This window comes from Pseudomonas sp. SMV7, assembly GCF_052041995.1.
Taxonomy (GTDB): Bacteria; Pseudomonadota; Gammaproteobacteria; order Pseudomonadales; family Pseudomonadaceae; genus Aquipseudomonas.
In genome coordinates this window covers 1-26,134 of record NZ_JBKGGT010000032.1, presented here as the reverse complement: position 1 = coordinate 26,134, position 26,134 = coordinate 1, and the positions used below count along the sequence as shown (strand labels likewise).

Sequence of the window (26,134 nt, the reverse complement as noted above, 5' to 3'; positions counted from 1 at the left end):
GGGCGTACACGTGATCGACTGCCCGGTCGACTACAGCGAGAACGACCGCATCCTCAACAGCGAGCTGCGTGAGCGCGCGCTGGCGGTGTAAAACGTAACAGCTCAGTTGCCGCCTATCCGTCAGCCACAGGTATCTGCCGATCCTGTGGCTGCCGGCGGGGTGCTAATTAACAACCCCTTCACCCCTTGGGTAAATGTTCACGCTCGGTTCTTCAACCCATGAAGAGCACGACAACATGACCATCGGTTCAACCCACAACCATCCTGCAGACCTCGCCATCGAGCCCTCCCAGCCCATGCAACCGTGGGCCGCGCGTTACCCCAACCCTCCTGATCTCTGCTTTGACTACCGCCGCCTGGTCGAACAGGAAAAAGGCGTTGCACGAGCCACCCAGCCAGACCACCGGATTTGCATCGTGGGTGCTGGTATTACCGGGCTAACTGCGGCTCGAGAGCTATTGCGTTGCGGCTTCACCCGGATCTCCTTGATCGAGCAGTCGCAGCGTGTTGGCGGGCGTCACCTGACCTTGGTGAATAGCACAGGAACTCACAAGCAGCCGACAACTCCTTTCGAGATGGGAGCCATGCGCATGCCGTTTTTCAACAGGACCGGTGAGCCCCCTAAAGACGGGCGCTCGCTTATGGCCTACTACGCCAAGCTGTTCGACCTGCGCATTTCCGATTTTCCGAACCCGGGTACACCGTGGGTCAATGCCACGGGAATATATCTTCGTGATGGCCTTTTGGAGGGGGGCGATCCTGCGCTGCTGATCTGGCGTAACCCGGAAGGCAAGACACCTCCGCCCACCCCGATACTTCAACAGGTCCATGACAAGTGGCACCATTTTGCGACGCGCTTTGCCGAGCGTATCGCTACGGTTTATGGCACTTATGGCTGGGAGTCGATGTGGTCGGCCATCGTTGAGCGCTACCACCGATTATCGTTCCGAGAACTCGTGCATTTACCCGCCCTTGCGGCTTGGGATCCTGCAAACCCTGGTGACTTTGGCGGGTTAGGCATGAGCAGCGACGAATCGGCGATCTTCTATGCGATCGGCATTGGCGATGGCAGTTGGGGAGCGTTCTATGACGTCTGCTGCCTGTATCCGCTACGCACAGCGATCTTTGGCTTCAGTAGCCACTTGCAGTTGGTGCATGGGCGTGTTGATCAAGAGGGTGTGGCCTATGCGGCACCGCACCTCGAAGACAGCCGTGTGCCTGACAGTAAAGGGTTGATGTTCCAGGGGCCAGCGTACATCGGGCTCGCGGCGATGGATGAAAGTCTGCTGTTTCTGGACGTCGGCCTGGGCGGCTCCTCGCTGTACGATCACCTGTTGCAACGAGAGAATGGGCTACTCACCGACACCTCGGTCTGTTCGCTACAGAAACTGGAGAATGGCCAATTGCGGGTCGGTTATCGTTGGCACTGCAGTGACCCGCTTGAAGAGAGCCTCCAATACCAAGACTTCGACAGTGTGATCCTGACTATCCCATCCTGGTTGATCGAAACCAACATGCGTCTTGACGGTTTCAACCGCCAGATACTGCCGCAGACGATCGTGGATGCCTGGAAGCATGCCCACTGGGAGACGAGCTGCAAGGTCTATGCTCCGCTGAACAAGGGCTTCCTGGACCGTAAGTCAGCGTTGCCCCAGATTCTGGTAACCGACAGTTTTGTCCACGACGTGTATGCCTATCGGTACAACGATAGTTATCCAGAAGACTGCATCCTGCTGAGTTATACCTGGGAGGATGATGCAACGAAGCTGGCAGCATTCTCCGACGACGAGCTGGGGCAGAAATGCGTGAACGAGCTTGATCGAATTCTGCTGCGATGCAGCAACATAGGCGAGGCCATATCACCCTACATTGACACTCGCAACATCCGCATACAACGTTGGATGACAGATAAGAATGCCCTGGGATGTGCAAAGCTGTACCGCGCAGGCACTTATTACGATGCGGTAAACCTGATGAAGTACAACCGCGACTTCAGCGCCCTGTCAGGCCTGTATCTGGCTGGAGAGTCCTTCGCGGTTGACGCAGGCTGGACCGAGCCGTGTTTACGTACGGCTGTGGATGTCGTGATCAACCTCTGCGCGAGAACATCAGCGCAGTTTAATGGTGGTTTCACCCTGGACGATTATCCGCACTATCAAGTCAGGATCTGAAACTGTTTGCGTGCTGACCGTAGGACCGTCCCTACAAAATCCTATTCCCTTTTCCTTCGAGCCAGTGGGAGTGTCCTGACTGTCACTCCCCAGCCCAACCCCGCTTTACTGGCGCCCTTCCAAAACAACCACAAGAAGGAAGCCGCCATGTCTGCACCCTGTTCCTCCGTCAGTCCGGTACGCATCGCTGTGGTCCAGTACGACCCGCAGGTCGGGCGCGAGCATTGCGCCGGCAACCTCAGCAAAGGCCTGGCATTGGCCCGTCGCGCCGCGGGTGAGGGCGCCAACCTGATCGTGCTGCCTGAGCTGGCCAACACCGGCTACACCTTCCGCACCCGCGCCGAGGCCTATGCCCACGCCGAAACGCTGGAAGCAGGCGCCAGCCTGCAAGCCTGGGCGAGTTTCGCCAGGGAAAATCAGGTCTACCTGGCTGCAGGTTTTGCCGAGCGCGACGGCCTGAAGCTCTACGACAGTGCCGTACTGTTCGGCCCTGAAGGCCTGCTTGGTCACTACCGCAAGGCCCACTTGTGGAACCAGGAAAAGCTCTGGTTCACCCCTGGCAATCTGGGCTTTCCGGTATTCGAGACACCGATCGGCCGTATCGGCCTGCTGATCTGCTGGGACATCTGGTTCCCTGAAGTGCCGCGACTGATGGCAGCACAAGGTGCCGATATCATCTGCAGCCTGAACAACTGGGTATGGACCCCTCCACCGTTGTTCGATGAGAGCGGGCGCTGCATGGCTTCCTATCTGACCATGACCGCCGCGCACGTCAACAACGTCTACATCGCCGCAGCCAACCGCATAGGCCATGAGCGGGGCGGGCGTTTCCTGGGCTGTTCGCTGGTCGCCGGTACCAATGGCTGGCCCATCGGCGAGGTAGCCAGTGCCGAGGACGAAAGCATTGTCCTTGCCGATGTCGACCTGAGCAGTGCACGTTCGGCAGCGATCTGGAACAGCCTCAACGACCTGCCGCGGGACCGGCGTACCGACCTTTATGACGCGACCCTCGGCTATCGCCTGCATGCCCCGATGCCGCGCTGAGGAGGCGTATATGAGAACCTTGCGCGTTGTGGATCGTAAGCATTTGCCGATGGTGCTTTTTGCCAGCCTGCTGCTGATGCTGGTGGCCAGCCTCGCCCACGGCCAATGGCCGGACTACTCGCAACTGGCGGCGACTCTCGATCAGCCACTGAGCCGGTTGCGCTGGATAGTCGGTGATATCAGTGAGGTGGCGTTCTACAAGCATGAGCTGCCCGCCCTGGGCTTGTTGCTTGGGGCTTGCCTGGCACACTGGGCCCATGTGCACGGGTATCGCTGGCAGGGTTTTGCCATCTGCTATGGCAGCGGCCTGTGGCCATGGGTATTCACCAGTTCACTGTTGGGGCTGCTGCTAAGCCAGGCGTTATGGGGGTGGACCCTGGCCAGTGGTACCTGGCAGCCGACCTTTGTCGCCTTCGTATCGTTGCCGGCGGCCATGGTGCTGCTGTTTGGACCGGGCTGGCGGGTTACGCTCAGCGGCGCACTGCTGGGGGCGCTGCTGGTAACCCCGGCCAGTCTGCTGATGGTCAACTACCTGTGTTATCCGCTGCAACTGCCGCTGGTGGTCGGCAATGTCAGCGGCATGGCACTGGCAAGCCTTGTGGCGTTCCTGCTGTGCCGACGCTTTCCGTCGTGGGTACGGTGCAGTCATGTACCCGCCGCACCTAAGCCCGCTGCCCCCCAACACGATTACGGCGTCGTGTGGACCTTGCGACGGGTTTTGGCCGACTTCAGCGAAGCGCCATTCTTCGGTAATGAGCTGGCCAGTCTCGGGCTGCTGCTGGGCGTGCTTCTGGCTTACCTGCTGGCCCCGGCAGCGCCGGCCTACGGTTCGCTGCTGCTGATACCAATGGTTGCCGGCCAGGCACTGGCATCATTGGTCGGGGTTCTGCTCTGGCGTGGTCAATGGCAGGCGCGCGGTTGGTATCCCACTTACATCCCCATCGTCTCGATCGTCCCGGCCGCAGTGCTCACCCATGGCGGTAGCTGGCAAGTAGTGGTGGGCAGCGCAGTGCTGGGCGCGCTGGTGGCTCCGCCATTGGCAGCGGCCATTACCCAGCGTTTGCCGGCCTACATGCATGGCTACATTGGAAATGTGCTGTCGATGGCCATCAGCACGCTGGGGATCGTGCCGCTGGTTGGCTGGTTTGCCGGAGGTGCAGCATGAGCGAGCAAACGCATCTGCCCAAGCTGTCGATTGCCAGCCTGGGGGGCACGGCAAGCATGCAGGCAAGCGCCCATGGCTGCGCGGTGGTGCCCAGGCTTGGCTGCGACGAACTGTTGGCAAACGTGCCGCAACTGTGTGACATGGCCCAGCTTGAAATGGTCACGCTGGGCCTGCTGCCCAGTGCCTCGCTGGGTTTTGCGACGCTGCTCGAGGTGCTGGCCTGGGCCCGCGCAGAGGTAGAGCGCGGAGCGCAGGCGGTAATCCTGACCCAAGGGACCGACAGCCTTGAGGAAACGGCGTATTTCCTCGATCTGCTATGGCCGTTCGATGCGCCAATCGTGATAACCGGTGCCATGCGCGCGGCCAGCCAGCCGGGCTGCGACGGCCCGGCCAACCTGCTGGGTGCGGCGCAGGTCGCCCTGGCGCCGGGCAGCCGTGGGCGCGGCGTATTGGTGCTGATGAATGATCAGGTCCACAGCGCAGCGAGGGTGCGCAAGAGCGCCAGCCTGGCGATAGCTGCATTCGAGTCGCCCGGTGGTGGCGCGCTGGGCGATGTCGTCGAGGGCGTGGTGGTCTATCGCCAACCGGCTACACGGCGGGAGGTGCTGCCGCTACCGCAACGCACCGAACATCGCGTTGCACTGCTGGAAGCCTGCCTGGACGCGGATACGGCGTTGTTACAGGCCGTTGCCACGCTCGGTTACGAGGGGCTGGTCATTGCCGGATTTGGCGCGGGGCATGTTTCCGCGTGCTGGGCCCAGGTGCTGGATACGCTGGTGCCCGCCTTGCCGGTCATCGTCGCCACCCGCACAGGCAACGGCCCTACAGCTCGCGCCAGCTATGGCTTTACCGGTGGCGAGATCGACCTGCAAGGCAAAGGTGTACACATGGCCGGGCAGCTTTGCCCGCGCAAGTGTCGCATTCTGTTGTGGTTGTTGATCGGTAGCGGCAGGCAGCACCTGCTGCAAAGCCTGTTGCCAGGCTGAGCAAACTGCCCGCGGGTCGACAACCGCGGGCAGCCCTTGGGCGGTTCTGTGCTAGGGTGCACACACTTTTGCTTCTCAGGATGTCCACCCATGCTACCCGCCCTCAGCGAAAAAGAACTCGACCGCCTCGAAGACCTGCTGATCACCTATGGCAACGATTACTCGGTGCTGAACCTGGCCGAGCTCAATGGTTTTTTCACGGCGCTGGCCAGCTCGCCGGTCACCGTCACCCCGGAGCAATGGCTGCCTGTGGTGGCGGGTGGCAAGGTGCCGAAATTCAAGAAGCCGGCGCATGAAGAGGCCTATACGGCGTTGATGCTGCGCTACGCCAACCAGGTGGCGGAAGAACTGAATGATGACATCGACCAGTTCGAGCCGCTGTTCGAGGAAAGCGAAGGCGAGCAGGGCACGGTGGTGGTGATGGAGGAGTGGTGCTTTGGCTACATGCGCGGCACTCAGGTCGCTGGCTGGGAGCCGCTGCCTGCGGCGCAGGATCAGTTGCTCAAGGCCATTTCCCTGCATGGGCTGGAGGACAACTTCGAGCTGCTGGACCAGATGAGCGAAGACGACATCCAGGCCTGCGTGCCGCAGGTGGTCGAGGCTGCACGCGGGCTATTCCGCTACTTCAAGCTGCGCTGAATCCAGCGGGTGCCCCTGAGGCGCACGCTTGCAGGGGCTCTGGCCGGCGCCTGTGCCACGATTATTCCGCCAGGCGAAATTATGGTTTCCCTGGCGCACTGATTCTGTTGCCAGGCGAACCCGTGCAGCATGTGCTCCATCAGCCCACCCCGGAGCTGACCAGGAGCCAAGCCCATGTCGAACCCGATCAAGCTTTACAACTTCCCCAAGTCCGGCCACGCCCACCGCATCGAGCTGATGCTTTCTCTGCTGAACCTGCCCACCGAGCTGGTCTTCGTCGACCTGGCCAAAGGTGCGCACAAACAGCCCGACTTCCTGGCGCTGAACCCGTTCGGCCAGGTGCCGGTCATTGATGACAACGGCACCGTGATTGCCGATTCCAACGCCATTCTCGTCTACCTGGCGAAGCAGTACGACAACGGCACCTGGCTGCCCGAAGAACCGGCCGCCGCCGCCCGCGTACAACGCTGGTTGTCGGTCGCTGCCGGCCCGCTGGCATTCGGCCCTGCCGCCGCCCGCCTGGTGACGGTATTCGGTGCTTCGTTCAATACCGATGAAGTGATTACCCGCGCCCATACCTTGCTCAAGGTGATCGATGCCGAACTGGCCAAGTCACCCTTCCTGGCGGGTAATACCCCGACCATTGCCGACATCGCCAACTACTCGTACATCGCCCACGCACCAGAAGGCAACGTGTCGCTGGAGCCCTACGCCAACGTACGCAACTGGCTGGCAAGGATCGAGGCGCTGCCGGGCTTCGTGCCGATGCCGCGTACCGTGATCGGCTTGCAGACCAGCGCCTGACACTTCGCCACCACGAGGAACGCCGCCATGCAACAGCACCCGGACCACCGCCCCTCGCCCTGGCATGCGGGCGAGAAAACCCTGCAGGAAAAGGTCGGTGTCGCGGAGCGCATGGAGGCGTTCGGGCAGAAGGTGATTCGCGACTACATGCCCGAGCAGCATCGTACCTTCTACCATCAGCTGCCTTTCATGATTGCCGCCAGCGTGGATGCCCAGGGCCGCCCTTGGGCGACCGTGCTGGAAGGGCCGGAAGGCTTCGTCAGCTCGCCGGACCCTCGGCAGCTGACGATCGACACCCAGTTGCCGGCAGACGACCCCGCTAGCGCCGGGCTGATTGCCGGGCAGGCGGTCGGCCTGCTGGGGATCGAACTGCACACGCGTCGGCGCAACCGCCTCAACGGGCAGATCCACCAAGGTGGCAACGGCCCACTGCAGGTTACGGTCGAGCAGTCGTTCGGCAACTGCCCGCAGTACATCCAGTTGCGCGAGTACACCCGCGTCGTCGAGCCCGCCCAGGGGCGTGTCGATGCGGCGACGCTGGATGCAACGGCTGTCGGCATGATCCGCGCAGCCGATACGTTTTTTGTCGCCAGCTATATCGAGCATGACGATGGCCAGCGTTCGGTGGATGTTTCCCACCGTGGCGGCCGACCTGGCTTCATCAAGGTCGAAGGCAACCGCCTGACCATTCCCGACTATGCCGGCAACCTGCACTTCAACACGCTGGGCAACCTGTTGCTGAACCCACGCGCAGGGTTGCTGTTCATCGACTTCGCCACGGGCAATGTGCTGCAGCTCTACGGGCGCACCGAAATTCTGCTGGACACCCCCGCCAGCCAGGTGTTCGAGGGCGCCGAGCGGTTGTGGACGCTGGACGTCGAGCAGGTGGTGTGGCGCCCGGCTGCCGTGTCCCTGCGCTGGGCGTTCAAGGAGTATGCGCCAACCAGCCTGGCGACCGGCACCTGGGAAGAGGCCGAAGCGCGCCTGCAACAACGCCAGCAGCCGCGCCAATGGCAGCCGTGGCGTGTGCTGCGGGTCGTACAGGAAAGCCGGGATATCCGTTCGTTCTACCTTGAACCGCCTGCCGATAGCCCGGTGACCTTTGCCGCGGGCCAGCATGTGCCGGTGCAAGTGCAGTTGGCCGGCGAGGCAGCGTTGATCCGCACCTACAGCCTGTCCAGCGCACCTTCCGACCGCTACCTGCGCATCAGTGTCAAGGCTCAGGGTCCGGCGTCGCGGCACCTGCATTCGCGCATTGTCGCCGGCGATGTGCTGAATGTCCGCGCGCCGATGGGCAGCTTCGTGCTGGACCCGCACAGCACCCGGCCGTTGGTGCTGATTGGCGCGGGGGTAGGGATCACGCCATTGCTGGCCATGCTGCGCGAGCAGTTGAACAAGGGCGAGGCACGGCCCATCCACCTGTTCCATGGCGCGCGCAGCCTGGCCGACCTGCCGTTTGGTGCGGAACTGGCAAACCTGCAGCAGCAAGCCGGCGGCCTGTTGCAGGTGCACCGTGCCTTGAGCCAGCCGGAAGAGCGTGCGCTGCTGGGTCGTGATTACCAATTCGCCGGCCGGCTGGGGATCGAGCAGGTCAAGGCAACGCTGGCGCTGGACGACTACGATTTCTACCTGTGCGGCCCAGGCAGTTTTACCCAGGAGCTGTATGAAGGGCTGCGCCGGGTGCATGTGCCGGATGCGCGGATCCACGCCGAAGCCTTCGGGCCGTCGACGCTGCGGCGGCACACCGACGATGGCCAGCCCAGCCTGCAACAGCCGCCGCCCGCCAGTGAGGCGGTCCCGGTGCATTTTGCGGCTTCGGCCAAGGAAGCCCGCTGGGCGCCCGGTAGCGGCACGCTGCTGGAACTGGCCGAGGCACGCGGGTTGACGCCGGAATTCAGTTGCCGGGGGGGATCGTGCGGAACCTGCAAGACCCGGCTGGTGAGTGGTCAGGTGCATTACCCGAACCCGCCGGCCGAATTGCCGGAGGCGGGCTCTGTGCTGATCTGTTGTGCCGTGCCAGCGAAGCTGGAGGAAGGCGCGCAGGCGTTGATACTGGATGTCTGAGTCGCCTGCCCGTGTACGCAACAGGCAACACAAAACGCCCGGATGACAGATAATCCCGGGCACCTCATGCACACCAGGAGCCCGCATGGACCAGATCCACCTGATGAAGGTGTTCGTCGCCACAGGCGAACTGGAAAGCTTCGCCGCCGCTGCTCGGCGCCTGGACATTTCCCCGGCCGCGGTCACTCGCGCCGTCAGCGCTCTGGAAGAACAGCTCGGGGTCAAGTTGCTGCTGCGTACCACCCGCAGCGTCCGCCTGACCGAAGCCGGTAGCCGCTACCTGGAAGACACCCGGCATATCCTCGCCAGTATCCACGAAGCCAACGAAGCCGCTGCCGGCATCAATTCCACCCCCAAGGGTGACCTGGCCGTCACCGCGCCCATCCTGTTCGGCAAGAAGTTCGTCATGCCGTGTATCGTCCGCTACCTGCAGCAGTACCCTGAAGTGGACGTTTCCGCGTTCTTCCTCGACCGCATCGTCAATATGGTCGAAGAGGGCATGGACGTGGCCGTTCGCATCGGCCCGTTGCCCGACTCCGGGCTGAAAGCGCTACGGGTGGGCAGGGTCCGGCGCATGTTGTGTGCCGCTCCCGAATACCTGGCGCGCCATGGCGTGCCGCAGCACCCGTCCGACCTGGCCGGGCATGCGGTGATTGGCACCACCAACCTGTCGCCACGCGCCGGTTGGCGTTTCGGGGTAGCCGAGGAACCGACCCTGGTGCGCGTCAAACCCCGCTTGACCGTTACCAGCAATGACGGGGCAATCGCCGCCGCCAGTGGCGGGTTGGGCATTGCCCGCCTGCTGTCGTACCAGGTCGCGGATGAACTGGCCAGTGGGCAGCTGCAAGTGGTCCTGGCCGAGTACGAGGAGGCACCCTGGCCGATCCATGTGCTGCACCGGGAGAGCAAGTACGGTTCGGCCAAGGTCCGGGCGTTCATTGACATGCTGGCGCAGGCATTGAGGGCTCAGCAGCTGGACTGACTCAACGGAGCAGGGTGAATGTAAAACAGCCCGGGCATTGCTGTTCCAGCCACGCTTTGGCGCGTTCACTCAGGAAATACCCGCGATAGACATCGCCTTTGAAGAAATCGGCTTGCTCGTCGGCCTTTTGCACCTTGAGGTACTGGCCGAGGTCAGAGGGTTCATGCTGTGGGTCCTTGAGCAGGTTGAGCTGGCCCACGACGAACGCTTGCCAGTATTCCGGCATACGTTTGGCAAGCCCAGGGTCATGCGGAAGGGAATCGATGATCGATGTCGGCCCGCCGTCCAGCTCGAGGTAATCGGTGATGGGCTTGCTGGTGTCCCAGTGCAGCCATTCGAGCTGCACGATATGGGTTTTTTCCAGCTGCTCATACCGACTGATGCCTTTCAGGCCGCTTCTTTCCAGGGCTTCCTTGACCGGCTGGGTGAGCACCAGCGAACCCGAGCGGATATACGCAGGCGGCGTGTACGGCCCGACGCGCCTGATGCCGTCCACATCGGTATCTTCATCCCAGGCAATCATGCCCTGGAGCAGTACCGCGCCCCAGTCTCCCCAAGGGGCCGGCGAGTTATCGAAATGGTAGATGTTCAGGTGAATCTCCTCAGCCTTTGCTGCTCACGGGCGGTCGTCTGGAGTCGGCAGCCTATTCAGGTGAATTGAATGAAGAAGAACCCGGCGTCGTCGCCTTCCTGGCCACGGCGCGCCTGCATGTCCACGAACAGATAGCCGATGCCTTCGCCGAACAGTCCTGCATGCTGCGGGCTGGCTTCGGCCACGTCGGCGTCCACCAGCTGCAGCATGAACATGTAGCGTGGTGGTTCGTAGATCGGGTCCTGCAGCCAGCAGGGGCGGCCGCTGGGTTTGCTCAGGCCGATCCCGCTGTCCTCGTCCTCATGCTCCTCGTCATGTTCCTCGTCAGTCATTTCTTCAAAATCGATGAACACTCGTTCCAGCAGCAAGGGAGCCGTGCTGGGCTCCAGTGGCTGGTTGGCGAGTTCATGCGGGATGACCCGGGCAAAGCCAGCGCTGATGACGTTCTGCAGTTCCGACTGTTGATTGACTGTGTAGCGACGCTGGAGCGGGCGGCTGAAGCCACCGTCCTGCTGTTGCTCGATGGCGAGAAAAACCGTGATAGCCATGCCTGGCGGGACGAACCGGGCCGGTTGGAACTGTTCGGTCAGGGTCAGGATGGGCGTCATCAGCCCACCGGTTTGCGGGTTGACCGGCCACAAGGAAAGGTCCTTGAGCAAAGGCGCACCACCGATCTGGCCGAAGCCGCGGTCTTGTTGGGATAGCACGATCCTGTTCATGGCAAGCCCTTTGAGCTTTGACGGGGCATTCAGGCGTACTGAACGAAAAATAACCCGGCTTCGTCGCCTTGGCTTTTCCGCCGGGCTTGCTTGTCCAGATAGATGTAACCGATGCCATCCAGGAAGATCCCTTCCTGCTCGGGAGCCCAGCGGCTGATTTCATAGTCGGTCAGTTGCAAAAGGAGCAAGTACCGGCTTGGAACATAGATGGGATCTTGCATCCAGGCTGCTCGACCGAGTTGCTTGCTAATGCCCAGACCGGAGTCCTCGTCATCGTGCTCTTCGGCGAACTCCTCTTCGGTCATTGGCTCGAAGTCGATATAACGGCGCTCCAGCAAGAGCGTTCCAGGCGGGGCGGGTAACTCCTCCTCACACAGCCGGTGGAGAATGAACCGTGCGTAACCATTCTGGATACCGGGTAGCTCCGCTTGCTCATGAAGTGAGTAGCGGTTGACAACAGACTGCTTGAAGCCGCCGGCGCGCTGTTTTCGAGCGGTGATGAATACCGTGGCAGCCATGCCGGGCGGAAAGATTTTAGCCGGCAGGAAGTGTTCCGTGACTGTACACAGAGGCGTCATCGGCTCCTGGGTGTCCGGCGCCAAGGGCCACAAGCCCGGGTCATCCATGCGGACGCTGCCACCGACCTGGCCGAAGCCTGTGTCTTGCTCGGTAAATACAATCTTCATGGCTTGATAGTCTTCGCTCTTGTGAAAATCGGGCGCAAGGCTGGGTATCCGGCGAATGCGGCTACCACTCGAACAGGCCTACGAAGTTCTTCTGATCCACAGCGCTGCTCGAGCAACCGGCGCCGCGTGCCAGGATGGAAGGCTCCAGGCGGTTGCCCATCTGGCGGACAGCCTGGTACTGGCTGACGCAACTTCCGGGTTGCGACGGGACCGGCTGCACATGGCTGACAATGATGATCTGCGCACCATTGAAGTGTTCCACGCGTGGCTTGTCTGCATCTCGCTCCGGGCTGAATTGGCACGGCCAGGGCATGTCCAGTTGCAGTAGCGATGCGTCGGTGTTGCGCAGCGCGCAGCGGCCATCGTGGTTCACCAATGCAAGCTTGTGTCCGCCAAGGGTGACTTCGGGCGCCGCACTCGATGACGGGACAGGCGTCTGGGCATAGGCATTCAGGGTGCTCGCGAGCAGCAGCGTCGACAGGGTCCTGGATACAGGTTTCATTGCAGCCCCCCAGACCAGCCAGTGGGAACAGCGGCAAGCAATGGCGATTCGTTCACCAAAATTCGATCTCCTTTCGGCCCTTGGTGAGGGCGTGTTCCTTTGCGAAGTTGCAGATGTTCCCGGGCACATCAAGTAATAAAGTACCTATGTGCGAGGGTGCTGACAGCGACTTCGAAGTAGGCCTTTATGGTTTATTCATTTGCGATAGTCAAGGTAAGCTAAGCGTGCCCCAGTGTTTCCAAGGACGGCGATAGTCACTCAAATGGATGGATCGAAGTTTCAACAGGGCCCGGAACTGCAGGGCTTTCTTTGCCGATTTTCTGGCGTTTTCTTCGCCGAGTTCTTGTTGTCCTGCTTTGCTGTCGGCGGCTGTATTTCCCTGGTGTTCTCCACTTGGCTGCGCAGCCCGGACCGGTCGCTGTCGGTGCTGGCCCTGGCGCTGGCCGGGGCGCTGAGCGCCGCTTCGCATATCGCCATGGTGCGGGGCTATGGCTGGGGCGTACGCGGGCTGGTCGGCCTGAACGCGCTGGCCGTGTTGGCCGCGTTGCCCAGCTACGCTTACCGGCCGCACACGGGTGGCTACGTTGCGGTTTTGCTGTTCGGGCTGCTGGCCTTGCTGGTGATCAATAGCCAGCGCTACCGGGAAATGCGCCTGCGCCTGGTGGGGTATCGGGAAACCCGCAGGGCCAACCGCCAGGCGGCAAAAGCCGGCAAATGATAGCTCAGCCCTGCTGTAACGAGGCTTGTGAATGAATGTACGTCGAGTACGTAGCGGGTTCGCTGCTTTGCTGTTGCCCTTGCTCGTTGCCTGCAAAGGGCACAAGGTCGAGCGCGTGGTAGTTTATGAGAACAACGTCCATCACTGGCGCATCGAGCACGTGGTGGAGCAGAACTGGCCGGTGGGGCCTCGCCAGTATTACCAGGTGTTCCTCAAGGACCGCTTGCTGATCCTGCCGGCCAATGTGTTCAACGACGAGCGCGACATCAGTGAGTTCGTTGCTGCGGGCGGTTTCGACATCAGCAACTGGCGCAATGACACGATTATCGTGGCGTTCGAGAACGTGCAAAAGCGCGAAGGTGGCAACGAGCATTTTGTCCGCTCGCTGATGATCACCCCGGAGTACAAGGAGGGGGAGGTGATACTGAGCGACATGGCGACCCATATGCAGATCGTGGTGCAGCGGGTGGAGCCGGTTGGGGAGGGGAAGTAGCAGGTCGGCGGTGGCTGTAGGCGGACAAATGTATTGTAATGACGGACGTCTCAGCAGGAAGGGCTGGCCCATGGCCTCGATCAACAACCGCGTGGACGATGAACTCAAGGCCCGCGCTTGCAAAGAACTTGAGCGCTCCAGGACCAAGTCTCCCGATGAGGACGATAAAGTGCTTATCGCCAGGGTGGAAAAGCGCCTTGCTTCCCCGCAGCGTGTGAAGGTTCGACTGGACGACTTGTAACTCGCTATGGCACCGGCTGCGCCGGTGTTCGCGGCCACGGCCGCTCCCACAGGTACAGCGTGAGCCCGAAGCCAGCGCAGTACCTGTGGGAGCGGGCAAGCCCGCGAAGCAGCCGACGCGGTGCATGGCACCGGCTGCGCCGGTGTTCGCGGCCACGGCCGCTCCCAAGGTACAGCGTGAACCCGAAGCCAGCGCAGTACCTGTGGGAGCGGGCAAGCCCGCGAAGCAGCCGACGCGGTGCATGGCACCGGCTGCGCCGGTGTTCGCGGCCACGGCCGCTCCCACAGGTACAGCGTGAACCCGAAGCCAGCGCAGTACCTGTGGGAGCGGGCAAGCCCGCGAAGCAGACGACGCGGTGCATGGCACCGGCTGCGCCGGTGTTCGCGGCCACGGCCGCTCCCACAGGTAAAGCGTGAGCCCGAAGCCCGCGCAGTACCTGTGGGAGCGGGCAAGCCCGCGAAGCAGCCGACGCGGTGCATGGCACCGGCTGCGCCGGTGTTCGCGGCCGCCGCTCCCACAGGTACAGCGTGAGCCCGAAGCCCGCGCAGTACCTGTGGGAGCGGGCAAGCCTGCGAAGCAGCCGACGCGGTGCATGGCACCGGCTGCGCCGGTGTTCGCGGCCGCCGCTCCCACAGGTACAGCGTGAACCCGAAGCCAACGCTGTACCTGTGGGAGCGGGCAAGCCCGCGAAGCAGACGACGCGGTGCATGGCACCGGCTGCGCCGGTGTTCGCGGCTACGGCCGCTCCCACAGGTACAGCGTGAGCCCGAAGCCCGCGCAGTACCTGTGGGAGCGGGTTCACCCGCGAAGAGGCCCGCCCAGGCAAACCCGCCGCTTAAACCCCATGCAACCGCAGCGCCCGTTGCGCGCATTCCCGCCAACTAAACTTCGACTTCTCTACCGGCGGCAGCTGGTCCACTTCCCCAGCGAGCACCACCGGCATATCCCGCATCCTCACCCAAGGCTCACTCTGCCAATACAACAACGTCGCGCTCCGCCCCCCAGGCCAGCACATCTGCCCCAGTCGCGGAACATCCTCCACCCCGTCCGCCTGCCGATCTCGCAGCATCGCCACCACCTCATGCGTCAGCCACCAACGCAAATGCCGGTTCTCCGGCACATGGTGATGCGCCAACAAGGTATAGGCCCCGGATTCGCTGACCATCGTGGTTTCCTGGTACTTGCCATAGCGCAGCAACTGCACGGAGCGGTACTGATCCGGGTCGAGCTTGCGCATGCAGTGTTCGTCGTAGACGTGACCACTCAGCCGACCGAGCTCGTGGGCGCAGAACCAGGCTTGGGATTCGAGCCAGAGGGTGTGGAGGGGGCGGTTGTGGCGGGTGAACAGAAAGTTCGCAGATAGTGATTCTTTAGCTTGTTTTGCAATTTGGCTAGGCTCTCAGAGTTTGAAAAGAGTTCCATTATGGATTTTGATGGAGCTTCGGATGATTTAGAAGGTTTTAGAAAGCTTGAAGCCATGAAACGTCTAACTCAGTTCGTGAGGATCGAAAAACCTTATTTTTTAGACACAGCTAAACCAGAGGATTTATTCAAATATTTTTTTGTGTACCCTGCAAAGAGCAACAAGCGAGTGATAGCACAATCCGGTGCCTTCATAGCTGCAGGACTGTTGCAGTACAAGAGGCCGGATAAATCCGTCGGGTTTAATCTTAGAAAGATGTTTGTGCCAGCTGAAAGAAAAAGGATTATTATTAATCAGCTGGATGCGTTGAATATAAATTCTAGGTCTATGTTTCCTGAGGTTGAGTTTGCTTCAAAGTATATTAAAGATAAATGGATTAAGCGGCGCAACTGGTGAAGCTGACTGCAGTGTCCTTCTATTTCGTGAAGTCTTGCCCATAAAAAAGGCTGCCAATTGGCAGCCTTCTCGATGCTCAGCCCGGACGATCAATCCCAGCTCAACGCCCCACCCGTCTGATACTCGATCACACGCGTCTCGAAGAAGTTCTTCTCTTTCTTCAAGTCCATGATCTCGCTCATCCAGGGGAACGGGTTGGTAGTCCCCGGGTACTCTTCCTTCAGGCCAATCTGGGTCAGGCGACGGTTGGCGATGAACTTGAGGTAGTCCTCCATCATCGCCGCGTTCATGCCCAGCACGCCGCGTGGCATGGTGTCACGGGCGTATTCGATCTCCAGCTGGGTCCCTTGCAGGATCATCTGGGTCGCTTCTTCCTTCATCGCCGCGTCCCACAGGTGCGGGTTCTCGATCTTGATCTGGTTGATCACGTCGATACCGAAGTTCAGGTGCATCGACTCGTCACGCAGGATGTACTGGAACTGCTCGGCGACGCCGGTCATCTTGTTGCGGCGGCCCATGGACAGGATCTGGGTGAAGCCGCAGTAGAAGAAGATGCCTTCCAGCACGCAGTAGTAGGCGATCAGGTTGCGCAGCAGCTCCTTGTCGGTTTCGACGGTGCCGGTGTTGAATTCCGGGTCGGAGATGGCGCGGGTGTACTTCAGGCCCCAGGCGGCTTTCTTCGCCACCGACGGGATCTCGTGGTACATGTTGAAGATCTCGCCTTCATCCATGCCCAGCGACTCGATGCAGTACTGGTAGGCGTGGGTGTGGATCGCCTCTTCGAAGGCCTGGCGCAGGATGTACTGGCGGCACTCCGGGTTGGTGATCAGGCGGTAAACGGCCAGGGCCAGGTTGTTGGCCACCAGCGAGTCGGCGGTGGAGAAGAAGCCGAGGTTGCGCATGACGATGCGACGCTCGTCTTCGGTCAGGCCGTCCATGCTCTTCCACAGGGCGATGTCGGCGGTCATGTTGACCTCTTGCGGCATCCAGTGGTTGGCACAGCCGTCGAGGTACTTCTGCCAGGCCCAGTCATACTTGAACGGGACCAACTGGTTGAGGTCGGCGCGGCAGTTGATCATGCGCTTTTCGTCAACGCGAACGCGAGCGCTGGAGCCTTCCAGCTCGGCCAGGCCTTCGGCGATGTCGAGGTCGTTCAGGGCAGCCTTGGCGCGCTTGACCGCGTCGGAGTCGTCGGCACTGGCGGCACGGGCTTCCAGGGCAGCGGCACCACCGGCGCTGTCGAGCTTGTCGAGGGTGGCAGCGGCAGCGGCCTGCGCAGGGATATTGCCTTTGGCGGCGACTTCGCCGTCTTCCTTGTCGAATTCGTCCCAGCTCAGCATGGTTTGGCTCCTGCTTGAGGGTTGCCCTCGGGCAACCGGTTGGATGTTAAGAATGTGATGCCTGACGCAAGGCCGTTACGGCGAATGGACAGCTCGAGAGGCTGACTCTCGTTACATCGGGTGTGTTCTGGCTTGTACCTGGCCAGGCCTCTCGGAGGGGCCAGGGACAATTGATAGGTGCCCTTTTCAGAGGGGCCGCAGTATACCGGAATTCGCCTTCGATCGGGACGCGTGTCTGGCGGGCGAGGGTAACTTTTTCGACCGGTGTGGCGTGTATCCGTTCACCAGGCGGGTGTCATTGGGTACGGGGAGGAAGTGTAGCGGCAAAATGTGGAAGGCACTATATGTTGTGCTTATTTATTTTGCTGGCACAGGATGTGGGATTGGCGCGATCTTTGTAGGAGCGGCCTTGTGTCGCGATAAGGCCGCAAGGCGGCCTCGAAGATTCGTCTGGCGGAACTGCCATCCCCGGACGCTTCGCACCCCATCGCGACACAAGGTCGCTCCATTGGCGGTGTTAATTGCGAGGGGTATGCAGCGTTTCGACGATGTGCGTCTTGGGATGCTTGCGGGCCTGTTCCACCGAAGTGAAGCGGCCGGTTTCCGCATTGCGGCCGATCTTGCGAGTTGCCACTTTTTTCCGCGCCATGGGTTACGTCCTTTTCTGAGAGGTCCTGTCCTTTTACCGATCCACGCGAACGCAGGGCAAAGGGCAAGATTTCTTCGGGACGCGGATACAAAAATGCCGCACGGGGCACCGGTAGGCACCCCGCGCGGCACTCAGGCCTTACTGGCAGGCTTCGCAGTCAGGCTCGTCGATCGCGCAGGCCTTCGGCACTGGCGCTGGGCCGGCTGCCTGGACCGGGGCGCTGTCGCCGCCGCTGGAAACGGCGTTGAGCTTGCCGGTGTTGATGGTCGACTTCTCGGTGCTGGTCGCGGCCAGGGCACGGAGGTAGTAGGTGGTCTTCAGACCACGGTACCAGGCCATGCGGTAGGTGACGTCCAGCTTCTTGCCCGAAGCGCCGGCGATGTACAGGTTCAGCGACTGAGCCTGGTCGATCCACTTCTGGCGACGCGAGGCGGCGTCGACGATCCACTTGGTCTCGACTTCGAACGCGGTGGCGTACAGGTCCTTCAGCTCTTGCGGGATACGCTCGATCTGCTGCACCGAACCGTCGTAGTACTTCAGGTCGTTGATCATGACCGAGTCCCACAGGCCACGGGCCTTCAGGTCGCGGACCAGGTATGGGTTGATCACGGTGAACTCGCCCGACAGGTTCGATTTCACGTACAGGTTCTGGTAGGTCGGCTCGATCGACTGCGATACGCCGGTGATGTTGGCGATGGTCGCGGTCGGCGCGATGGCCATGATGTTCGAGTTGCGAATACCTTTCTTGACGCGCTCGCGTACCGGGCCCCAGTCCAGGGACTCTTCCAGGTTGACGTCGATGTACTTGGCACCACGGGCCTCGATCAGGATCTGTTGCGAATCCAGCGGCAGGATGCCCTTGGACCACAGCGAACCCTGGAAGGTCTCGTATGCACCGCGCTCGTCGGCCAGGTCGCAGGATGCCTGGATCGCATAGTAGCTGACCGCTTCCATCGACTTGTCGGCGAACTCGACGGCAGCATCGGAACCGTACGGAATGTGCTGCAGGTACAGCGCATCCTGGAAGCCCATGATGCCCAGGCCGACCGGGCGGTGCTTGAAGTTCGAGTTACGCGCTTGCGGCACCGAGTAGTAGTTGATGTCGATCACGTTGTCGAGCATGCGCACGGCGGTATTCACGGTGCGTTGCAGCTTGGCGGTGTCCAGCTTGCCGTCGACGATGTGGTTCGGCAGGTTGATCGAGCCCAGGTTGCAGACCGCGATCTCGTCCTTGTTGGTGTTCAGGGTGATCTCGGTGCACAGGTTCGAGCTGTGCACCACGCCCACGTGCTGCTGCGGCGAACGCAGGTTGCACGGGTCCTTGAAGGTCAGCCACGGGTGGCCGGTCTCGAACAGCATCGACAGCATCTTGCGCCACAGGTCTTTGGCCTGGACGGTCTTGAACACCTTGATCTTGTTGTACTCGGTCAGGGCTTCGTAGTACTCGTAGCGCTCTTCGAAGGCCTTGCCGGTCAGGTCGTGCAGGTCTGGCACTTCCGAGGGCGAGAACAGGGTCCACTTGCCGTCATCGAAGACACGCTTCATGAACAGGTCAGGGATCCAGTTGGCGGTGTTCATGTCGTGGGTACGACGGCGGTCATCACCGGTGTTCTTGCGCAGCTCGATGAATTCTTCGATGTCCAGGTGCCAGGTTTCCAGGTAGGCACACACGGCGCCTTTGCGCTTGCCGCCCTGGTTGACGGCAACGGCGGTGTCGTTGACCACTTTCAGGAACGGCACGACGCCCTGCGACTTGCCGTTGGTGCCCTTGATGTACGAGCCCAGTGCACGTACCGGGGTCCAGTCGTTGCCCAGGCCACCGGCGAATTTCGACAGCATGGCGTTGTCGTGGATCGCGTGGTAGATGCCCGACAGGTCGTCCGGCACGGTGGTCAGGTAGCAGCTGGACAGCTGTGGACGCAGGGTACCGGCGTTGAACAGGGTCGGGGTCGAGGCCATGTAGTCGAAGGACGACAACAGGTTGTAGAACTCGATCGCGCGGGCTTCCTTGTCCTTTTCTTCCAGCGCCAGGCCCATGGCCACACGCATGAAGAATACCTGCGGCAGCTCGAAGCGCACGCCATCCTTGTGGATGAAGTAGCGGTCGTACAGGGTCTGCAGGCCCAGGTAGGTGAATTGCTGGTCACGCTCGTGGTCGATGGCCTTGCCCAGACGCTCCAGGTCGTAGCCTTTCAGGGCCGGGTCCAGCAGCTCGAACTCGACGCCTTTCTCGACGTAGGCCGGCAGGGCCTTGGCGTACAGTTCGGCCATTTCGTGGTGGGTGGCGCTCTCGGCGACACCGAGGAAGCCCAGGCCTTCGGCGCGCAGGGTGTCCATCAGCAGGCGGGCGGTGACGAACGAGTAGTTCGGCTCGCGCTCGACCAGGGTACGGGCGGTCATCACCAGGGCGGTGTTGACGTCCTTGATGGCTACGCCGTCGTACAGGTTCTTCAGGGTGTCGCGCTGGATCAGGTCGCCATCGACTTCGGCCAGGCCTTCGCAGGCTTCGCTGATGATGGTGTTCAGGCGGGCCATGTCGAGCGGCGCCAGGCTGCCGTCGGCCAGGGTGATGCGAATGCTTGGGTGCGGCTCGACCACGGCTTCGGTGTTGACGCGAGTGGCACGCTCCTTGGCGCGCTGCTCGCGGTAGATCACGTAGTCACGGGCGACTTTCTGCTCGCCGGCGCGCATCAGGGCCAGTTCGACCTGGTCCTGGATTTCTTCGATGTGGATGGTGCCACCCGATGGCATGCGACGCTTGAACGTGGCGGTGACCTGCTCGGTCAGGCGTGCAACGGTGTCGTGGATGCGCGACGAAGCGGCGGCGGTACCGCCTTCAACTGCGAGGAACGCCTTGGTGATGGCCACGGTGATCTTGTCGTCGGTGTAGGGGACGACAGTGCCGTTACGCTTGATCACGCGCAGTTGGCCGGGCGCGGTGGCAGCCAGATCCTGGGTGGAATCGGCGGCCTGCGGCACCTTGGCCTGCGGGTTCTCGCGAGTCGTATCGGTTTGCATGGGTGGGTGTCTCCACAGTTTCTATATTGTTCAGGCGCCTTTTGGGCGCCCACCGTTCCGTCCACTTGCCCGATGGCCTGGCGGGGGCTGCGCAAACGCATGCGCATCCGCCCGCACGGGCGTACCGACTTCGGGACAGACTCAGGAATAAGGGGCAATGGCTTGCCGCTCCCTGGCCGAAGTCAAAGGTTCTGGGCCGTGCCCAAAAACTGTTGCTGATGGATGCCAGGCCTGGCCTGCCACACCCATGCCCGAACAAGGCCCTGGAAGGGCTTGCCTCGGTCGCCTCCGCAGGAGCGGTTTGGCTGCTGGAATCACGTGAAGCTCAGCCGCAAAAATCGCTTGATTTTGCGGGTTGACTTTTGTGTGTGATTTTGCACGAACCCCAATATCTAGTGGTTCGCTGCGATCGGGATACAAGATAATGCGGTATCGGGGGCTTTGCAAGGCGATCGCCTGTGGATAACTTGTGCGTACTTTGTGAGTGAATGGTGGGTATTCGCTGTAGGCCTAGTGCCAAGTGGTTTGCAGTATTTTTCTGCGTTCTGCTGCCCCTGGGCAGAATTTTTCGGGCGCGAACCCTATCACAAAAAACGGTTCAGTCGAGGGGCCGCCGGGCGGCTTGGCAGTGCCGGGGGCGGGACGTAGTATCCGAAGCAGATGTTGCCTTCTGGTTAAAGGGTCATGTTTCCTGCACTGGCCTCTTCGCGGGCACGCCCGCTCCCACAGGTACTGTGCAAGCCTTGAACGCGGCGCGGTCCTTGTGGGAGCGGGCGAGCCCGCGAAGGGGCCGGCACAGGCCACAGAAAAACAACAAACAAAGGCACAAGCCATGGACCACCCCGCACCCCGCATCCTCATCGTCGAAGACGACCAGCGCCTGGCCGAGCTCACCGCCGAGTACCTGCAGGCCAACGGCTTCGAGGTCAGCGTCGAAGGCGACGGCGCGCGTGCCGCGCGGCGCATCGTCGACGGCCAGCCCGACCTGGTCATCCTCGACCTCATGCTGCCCGGCGAGGATGGCCTGAGCATCTGCCGGCGGGTGCGCAGCCAGTACCCCGGGCCGATCCTCATGCTCACCGCCCGCAGCGACGAGCTCGACCAGGTCCAGGGCCTGGACCTGGGGGCCGACGACTACGTGTGCAAACCGGTCCGCCCCCGCCTGCTGCTGGCGCGCATCCAGGCCCTGCTGCGCCGCAGCGAGGCAGCGGACAGCAAACCCCAGGCGCTGGCCTTCGGTGCCCTGCGCATCGACAACCGCCTGCGCGAGGCGCGCCTGGGCGAACAGCTGATCGAACTGACCGGCGCCGAATTCGACCTGCTCTGGTTGCTGGCCAGCAACGCCGGCCGGGTGCTGACCCGCGAGCAGATCTTCACCGCGTTGCGCGGCGTCGGCTACGACGGCCAGGACCGTTCCATCGACATCCGCATTTCCAAGATTCGCCCCAAGATCGGCGACGACCCGCTCCAGCCAAGGTTGATCAAGACCCTGCGCAGCAAGGGCTACCTGTTCGTCGGCGAGGCGCCATGAACAACTCGATCTTCCTGCGCATCTACGGCGGCATGCTGGCCGTGCTGGTGCTGGTGGCCCTGCTCGGGGCGCTGAGCCTGCACCTGGTCAACGAGGTGCGTGCCGCCCAGCATCGCGAGCGTCTGGCCCAGGGTACCTTCAGCCTGATGGCCGACAACCTGGCCCTGCAGAACGACACCGAGCGCAAGCGCTCGCTGCTGATGTGGGAGCGCCTGCTCGGGGTGCCGCTGACCCTGCAGCCAATCACCGCGCGGGCGCTGGATGGCGGCCAGCGGGCGCGTCTGGGCCGCGGCCTGGTGGTCGTCGAAAAGACCGGCCCGCACGCCGCCCAGGTATTGCGCAAGGTTGGCCAGCAGGATGTGCTGCTGGTCGCCGAGGTCCGGCAGGTCAGCGAGCAACTGGCGCGGGCCACCCTGTACCTGCTGGCCGACGAGCTGGTGCGCTACCCGGTGACGGAACAGCAACAGCGCCTGGAGCAGCTCAAGCGCGACAAGGGCTTTGGTTTTGGCGTGGCCCTGCAGCGCATCGAGCGGGTGAGCCTGGACGACGACCAGCGGCGCCGGGTCGAGGAGGGCGATACGGTGATGGCGCTGGGCAAGGATGGCGACTCGATCCGCGTCTTCGCCGGCTTGGCCGGTTCGCCCTGGGTCCTGGAAATCGGCCCGCTGTACCAGCTCAATCCTTATCCTCCCCAGCTGCTGATCCTGATCGCCTTCCTCGGCCTGTGCCTGATCGGCCTGGTGGTCTACCTGCTGGTGCGTCAGCTGGAACGGCGCGTTTCCGGCCTGGAAGTGGCTGCCACGCGCATTGCCCAGGGCAGCCTGGACACCCGCGTGCCAGCCGACGATGCCGACTCGGTAGGGCGCCTGGCGGCAGCGTTCAATGGCATGGCCGAGCACCTGCAGCGCTCGCTGAGCATGCAGCGCGAGCTGGTGCGTGCGGTTTCCCATGAGCTGCGCACGCCGGTGGCACGCCTGCGCTTTGGCCTGGAGATGATCGAAAGCGCAACTACCGAACAGGCCCGGGCCAAGCACCTGGCTGGCATGGACGGGGATATCCAGGACCTCGACAAGCTGGTCGACGAAATGCTCACCTATGCCCGCCTGGAGCAGGGGGCACCGGCGCTGAAGTTCGAGCGGGTCGACCTGGATGCCTTGTTCGCGCGGGTGATCGAAGAACTGGCGCCGCTGCGGGCCGGGGTACGCGTATTACGCGGTGAATGCCAGGGCGCCGATACCGAAGGCGCCTGGGTCGAGGCCGAGCCGCGCTACCTGCACCGGGCCCTGCAGAACCTGGTGGGCAACGCCATGCGCCATGCCGAGGGCGAGGTGCGCCTGAGCTACCAGTTGGGGCAACAGCGCTGTCGCATCGACGTGGAAGACGACGGCCCGGGCATTCCCGAGGGCGTCTGGGACCGCATCTTCACGCCGTTCACCCGACTCGATGACAGCCGTACCCGCGCCTCGGGCGGGCATGGCCTGGGCCTGTCGATCGTGCGGCGCATCATCTACTGGCACGCCGGCCGGGCTACGGTGGGGCGCAGTGCCGCGCTGGGCGGTGCCTGCTTCAGCCTGAACTGGCCACGGCAGCAGCCACCGGCGTGACGATCAGACGCTGACCAGGCTCAGCAGGTGGCCGTCCTGCAGGCAGAACTGGCCCTGCAGCTCGGCACCCTGCCGCCACTGCGGCGACAGGTCAGTGAGCAGGCGCAGGCGGGCCAGGCCTTCAGTGGACCATTCCAGCACTTCGGCGTGCTCAAAATAGAAGCGTTGCTGGGTCAGCGGGTAGAGGGTCTTGAACAGGCTTTCCTTCAGCGAGAAGGTCAAGGTCACGGCCAGGCCGAGCTGGTTGCGGTCCAGGCGTTCGAGTTCGGCCGGGGTGAGGATTTCGCCCATCAGCCGTTCGCCGCGTTCATCGTCCAGCAGCGCCTCCTGATCCAGGCCCAGGCCCTGGCAACTGCCCTCGGCAGCGACCACGGCGGCGGCCCAGCCCTTGCCATGGGTGATCGAGCCGTGGATGCCGGCGGGCCAGATCGGCGAGCGGTCTTCGTGGGTGCCAGGCACGTAGTCCCGGCCGTCCAGGCGCTGCAGTGCAGCGCGGGCGCAGACCCGGCCGGCCAGGTACTCGGCCTGGCGCTTGGCTACCGAGCGCTGCAGGCTGGCGCTTGGCACCACCCCGGCACGCTGGAAGTCGTCGGGTGCCAGACGGCTGGGGTCGAAGGCGCAACTGACCAGCACCGCCCCGGGCAATGGGCGGGGTAGGGGCCAGTGGTGCTGGAGAGGGGCGCAGCAGGCAGGGAGTGTATTCATGGGGCTATTGTGCCAGCCGAGGCGGCGGCGTGGGAGATGGGGCCGCAAAGCGGCCCCTCGCGTTGTCTACTTGAAGACCTTCTTGAAGAACGCCTGCATGTCCGCCCAGGAGCTTTCATCCGCTGCCTTGTTGTAGCCGATATCCGGCCCGCCATGCCCGCCATGGCTCAAGCGGTCCGCGTCCGGGTTGGTAAACCCGTGCTTGGCCCCGTCGATGCTGACGAACTGGTAATTGACCTTCGCCGCATCCATTTCAGCCTTGAACTCGGCTACCTGCTGCGGGGTCACCATGCTGTCCGCCGCACCATGTTCGACCAGGATATCCGCCCGCACCACGCCGGGCCTGGCCGGGGTCTGCGTGGCCAGCGCGCCGTGGAAGCTCACCACGCCATCCAGCTTCTCACCGCGCCGCGCGGCATCCAGCACCACCTTGCCACCGAAGCAGTAACCTACCGCCCCCAGTTGATGCTTGTTGGTATTGGGCTGCAGTTTCAGCAGTTCCAGCCCGGCGTCGAAGCGGCGCTCGGCCGCTTTCGGGTCCTTCAGCGCCTCGGCCATGAACGCCTGGGCATCGGCGGGGTGCTCGGTGTGCTTGCCATCGCCATACATGTCGATGGCCAGCGCGTTGTAGCCCAGCGCCGCCAGGTCGCGGGCACGGCGCTTGGCGTAGTCGTTCAGCCCCCACCATTCATGCACCACGACGATGCCGGGGCGTTTGCCTTCGACGGCGTCGTCATAGGCGTAGTAGCCAACCAGGCGATTGCCATCGGCGTCCTGGTAGGGGATCTCGCGGGTTTGTACCGCCGCTTGGGCGAGGGCGGCGCTGCACATCAGGGTCAGGGCCAGCAGGGCGCGCATGGTCACTACTCCTTGTTCTTGCAAACAGTTCGTTCAGCCGGTGTTCAGCCAGGGTTCAGTCGCGGTTCAGGGTGCCCTGCTTACTCTAGCTTCCAGACCGTAACAGCGCACCCAACTGGAGTATCCAGCCATGAAAACCTTCAATACCCTGCTCGCCGCGATGGCCGTCTGCGCCGCTGGCATCACCTCGGCCCAGGCCGCTGACGACAACTTCGCCAGCCTGACCTATGGCCAGACCAGCGACAAGGTTCGCAAGTCCGGCCTGTTGCAGCGCAACACCGACCACCTCGACGCCGACGGCATCATCGGCAAGGATGACACCTGGGGCGTGCGCCTGGGCAAGATCAATGACCAGGGCCGCTACTACATGACCTATGACAACGTCTCGGGCGACCACAGTGGCCTCAAGCTGCGCCAGGAGAACCTGCTGGGCAGCTATGACCTGTTCCTGCCGGTAGGCGACACCACCAAGCTGTTCGGCGGTGGCAGCCTGGGCGTCACCAAGCTGACCCAGGACTCGCCAGGTGCGAGCCGCGATACCGACTACGGGTATGCCTACGGCCTGCAGGCCGGCGTCATCCAGGACATCACCGACCAGGCTTCGGTCGAGCTGGGCTATCGTTACCTGCGCAGCAATGCCGCCACCGAAGTGGGCGCACATGGCGGGCCGAAGGACGGCACCCTGCGCCTGACCAGCAGTGCGCAGACCTACCTGGCGGCTTCCTACAAGTTCTGACGGGCGAGCCGGGTTATCCTTTACCGGCCCTTTCGCGGGCACGCCCGCTCCCACAGGAACTGCACAAC

General features: G+C 62.5%; 26 protein-coding genes. 16 read left to right on the top strand and 10 right to left on the bottom strand.

The window, feature by feature from the left end; genetic code table 11:
* From ACLEJP_RS24845 to ACLEJP_RS24805, 9 genes are all read left to right on the top strand, one after another.
* The coding region (locus ACLEJP_RS24845) for a hypothetical protein (protein WP_232856785.1) at positions 1 to 91 on the top strand (91 nt) is incomplete at its 5' end.
* Positions 92 to 236: 145 nt separating this feature from the next.
* The gene (locus ACLEJP_RS24840; RefSeq protein ID WP_440810715.1) at positions 237 to 2,171 is read left to right on the top strand and encodes an FAD-dependent oxidoreductase; all 1,935 of its coding nucleotides are present in this window, start codon (positions 237 to 239) and stop codon (positions 2,169 to 2,171) included.
* A gap of 147 nt (positions 2,172 to 2,318) precedes the next feature.
* On the top strand, positions 2,319 to 3,215 hold the full coding sequence (locus ACLEJP_RS24835; RefSeq protein WP_440810713.1) for a nitrilase family protein: 897 nt from the start codon (positions 2,319 to 2,321) through the stop codon (positions 3,213 to 3,215).
* Positions 3,216 to 3,225: 10 nt separating this feature from the next.
* Positions 3,226 to 4,380 (top strand): hypothetical protein, encoded by a 1,155-nt coding sequence (locus ACLEJP_RS24830; RefSeq protein ID WP_440810711.1) that lies wholly within the window; start codon positions 3,226 to 3,228, stop codon positions 4,378 to 4,380.
* Entirely contained in the window at positions 4,377 to 5,366 is a 990-nt protein-coding gene (locus ACLEJP_RS24825; RefSeq protein WP_440810709.1) for an asparaginase, read from the top strand. Before ACLEJP_RS24830 ends, ACLEJP_RS24825 begins: the two co-directional genes overlap by 4 nt.
* Before the next feature lie 90 nt (positions 5,367 to 5,456).
* A complete protein-coding gene (locus tag ACLEJP_RS24820; RefSeq protein WP_440810707.1) occupies positions 5,457 to 6,005 on the top strand; it encodes a UPF0149 family protein in 549 nt (182 codons plus the stop codon).
* A gap of 174 nt (positions 6,006 to 6,179) precedes the next feature.
* The gene (locus tag ACLEJP_RS24815; protein WP_440810705.1) at positions 6,180 to 6,809 is read left to right on the top strand and encodes a glutathione S-transferase family protein; all 630 of its coding nucleotides are present in this window, start codon (positions 6,180 to 6,182) and stop codon (positions 6,807 to 6,809) included.
* A 27-nt stretch (positions 6,810 to 6,836) separates the two neighbouring features.
* Complete coding sequence (locus tag ACLEJP_RS24810; RefSeq protein ID WP_440810703.1) at positions 6,837 to 8,873, top strand: pyridoxamine 5'-phosphate oxidase family protein; 2,037 nt, start codon at positions 6,837 to 6,839, stop codon at positions 8,871 to 8,873.
* A gap of 85 nt (positions 8,874 to 8,958) precedes the next feature.
* Positions 8,959 to 9,855 (top strand): LysR family transcriptional regulator, encoded by an 897-nt coding sequence (locus ACLEJP_RS24805; RefSeq protein WP_440810701.1) that lies wholly within the window; start codon positions 8,959 to 8,961, stop codon positions 9,853 to 9,855.
* Between the two features lies 1 nt (position 9,856).
* Here the strand turns inward: ACLEJP_RS24805 and ACLEJP_RS24800 are convergent, their stop codons facing one another.
* The 4 genes from ACLEJP_RS24800 to ACLEJP_RS24785 form a co-directional block, all read right to left on the bottom strand.
* Complete coding sequence (locus ACLEJP_RS24800; RefSeq protein WP_440810699.1) at positions 9,857 to 10,378, bottom strand: hypothetical protein; 522 nt, start codon at positions 10,376 to 10,378, stop codon at positions 9,857 to 9,859.
* Positions 10,379 to 10,503: 125 nt separating this feature from the next.
* Positions 10,504 to 11,154: a hypothetical protein gene (locus tag ACLEJP_RS24795; protein ID WP_440810698.1), complete on the bottom strand. Its 651-nt coding sequence runs from the start codon at positions 11,152 to 11,154 to the stop codon at positions 10,504 to 10,506.
* Positions 11,155 to 11,195: 41 nt separating this feature from the next.
* Positions 11,196 to 11,852 (bottom strand): hypothetical protein, encoded by a 657-nt coding sequence (locus ACLEJP_RS24790; RefSeq protein WP_440810696.1) that lies wholly within the window; start codon positions 11,850 to 11,852, stop codon positions 11,196 to 11,198.
* Between the two features lie 61 nt (positions 11,853 to 11,913).
* Positions 11,914 to 12,354: a hypothetical protein gene (locus ACLEJP_RS24785; RefSeq protein WP_440810695.1), complete on the bottom strand. Its 441-nt coding sequence runs from the start codon at positions 12,352 to 12,354 to the stop codon at positions 11,914 to 11,916.
* Between the two features lie 346 nt (positions 12,355 to 12,700).
* Between ACLEJP_RS24785 and ACLEJP_RS24780 the strand changes: the two genes are divergently transcribed.
* From ACLEJP_RS24780 to ACLEJP_RS24770, 3 genes are all read left to right on the top strand, one after another.
* Positions 12,701 to 13,072 (top strand): hypothetical protein, encoded by a 372-nt coding sequence (locus ACLEJP_RS24780; RefSeq protein ID WP_440810693.1) that lies wholly within the window; start codon positions 12,701 to 12,703, stop codon positions 13,070 to 13,072.
* A 31-nt stretch (positions 13,073 to 13,103) separates the two neighbouring features.
* Positions 13,104 to 13,565 (top strand): hypothetical protein, encoded by a 462-nt coding sequence (locus ACLEJP_RS24775; RefSeq protein ID WP_440810692.1) that lies wholly within the window; start codon positions 13,104 to 13,106, stop codon positions 13,563 to 13,565.
* Positions 13,566 to 13,635: 70 nt separating this feature from the next.
* Positions 13,636 to 13,806, top strand: coding sequence for a type II toxin-antitoxin system RelB/DinJ family antitoxin (locus ACLEJP_RS24770; protein WP_440810690.1), 171 nt, complete (start codon positions 13,636 to 13,638; stop codon positions 13,804 to 13,806).
* An 835-nt stretch (positions 13,807 to 14,641) separates the two neighbouring features.
* Here the strand turns inward: ACLEJP_RS24770 and ACLEJP_RS24765 are convergent.
* Complete coding sequence (locus ACLEJP_RS24765; protein WP_440810717.1) at positions 14,642 to 15,154, bottom strand: BRO-N domain-containing protein; 513 nt, start codon at positions 15,152 to 15,154, stop codon at positions 14,642 to 14,644.
* A 75-nt stretch (positions 15,155 to 15,229) separates the two neighbouring features.
* Between ACLEJP_RS24765 and ACLEJP_RS24760 the strand changes: the two genes are divergently transcribed.
* Positions 15,230 to 15,625 carry a hypothetical protein gene (locus tag ACLEJP_RS24760; RefSeq protein WP_440810689.1) on the top strand — a complete coding sequence of 132 codons (396 nt, stop codon included), beginning with the start codon at positions 15,230 to 15,232 and terminating at the stop codon, positions 15,623 to 15,625.
* 89 nt (positions 15,626 to 15,714) lie between these two features.
* Here the strand turns inward: ACLEJP_RS24760 and ACLEJP_RS24755 are convergent, their stop codons facing one another.
* The 3 genes from ACLEJP_RS24755 to ACLEJP_RS24745 form a co-directional block, all read right to left on the bottom strand.
* Positions 15,715 to 16,965: a ribonucleotide-diphosphate reductase subunit beta gene (locus ACLEJP_RS24755; protein ID WP_440810687.1), complete on the bottom strand. Its 1,251-nt coding sequence runs from the start codon at positions 16,963 to 16,965 to the stop codon at positions 15,715 to 15,717.
* A gap of 517 nt (positions 16,966 to 17,482) precedes the next feature.
* Complete coding sequence (locus tag ACLEJP_RS24750) at positions 17,483 to 17,614, bottom strand: hypothetical protein (protein WP_440810686.1); 132 nt, start codon at positions 17,612 to 17,614, stop codon at positions 17,483 to 17,485.
* Between the two features lie 138 nt (positions 17,615 to 17,752).
* Positions 17,753 to 20,632 carry a ribonucleoside-diphosphate reductase subunit alpha gene (locus ACLEJP_RS24745; RefSeq protein WP_440810684.1) on the bottom strand — a complete coding sequence of 960 codons (2,880 nt, stop codon included), beginning with the start codon at positions 20,630 to 20,632 and terminating at the stop codon, positions 17,753 to 17,755.
* Positions 20,633 to 21,464: 832 nt separating this feature from the next.
* On the opposite strand from ACLEJP_RS24745, the gene ACLEJP_RS24740 reads away from it, so the two are divergent.
* The gene (locus ACLEJP_RS24740; protein WP_440810682.1) at positions 21,465 to 22,163 is read left to right on the top strand and encodes a response regulator; all 699 of its coding nucleotides are present in this window, start codon (positions 21,465 to 21,467) and stop codon (positions 22,161 to 22,163) included.
* Positions 22,160 to 23,767: an ATP-binding protein gene (locus ACLEJP_RS24735; protein WP_440810680.1), complete on the top strand. Its 1,608-nt coding sequence runs from the start codon at positions 22,160 to 22,162 to the stop codon at positions 23,765 to 23,767. The genes ACLEJP_RS24740 and ACLEJP_RS24735 overlap by 4 nt, the downstream gene beginning before the upstream one ends.
* 3 nt (positions 23,768 to 23,770) lie before the next feature.
* Here ACLEJP_RS24735 and ACLEJP_RS24730 read toward each other — a convergent pair whose 3' ends face one another.
* Together ACLEJP_RS24730 and ACLEJP_RS24725 are read right to left on the bottom strand one after the other, a co-directional pair.
* Positions 23,771 to 24,472 carry a 4'-phosphopantetheinyl transferase family protein gene (locus tag ACLEJP_RS24730; RefSeq protein WP_440810678.1) on the bottom strand — a complete coding sequence of 234 codons (702 nt, stop codon included), beginning with the start codon at positions 24,470 to 24,472 and terminating at the stop codon, positions 23,771 to 23,773.
* A 66-nt stretch (positions 24,473 to 24,538) separates the two neighbouring features.
* Positions 24,539 to 25,330, bottom strand: a complete 792-nt coding sequence (locus ACLEJP_RS24725) for a dienelactone hydrolase family protein (protein WP_440810676.1) — start codon at positions 25,328 to 25,330, stop codon at positions 24,539 to 24,541.
* Positions 25,331 to 25,460: 130 nt separating this feature from the next.
* Between ACLEJP_RS24725 and ACLEJP_RS24720 the strand changes: the two genes are divergently transcribed.
* Positions 25,461 to 26,066, top strand: a complete 606-nt coding sequence (locus ACLEJP_RS24720; RefSeq protein ID WP_440810674.1) for an outer membrane protein — start codon at positions 25,461 to 25,463, stop codon at positions 26,064 to 26,066.
* Positions 26,067 to 26,134: the final 68 nt, after the last annotated feature.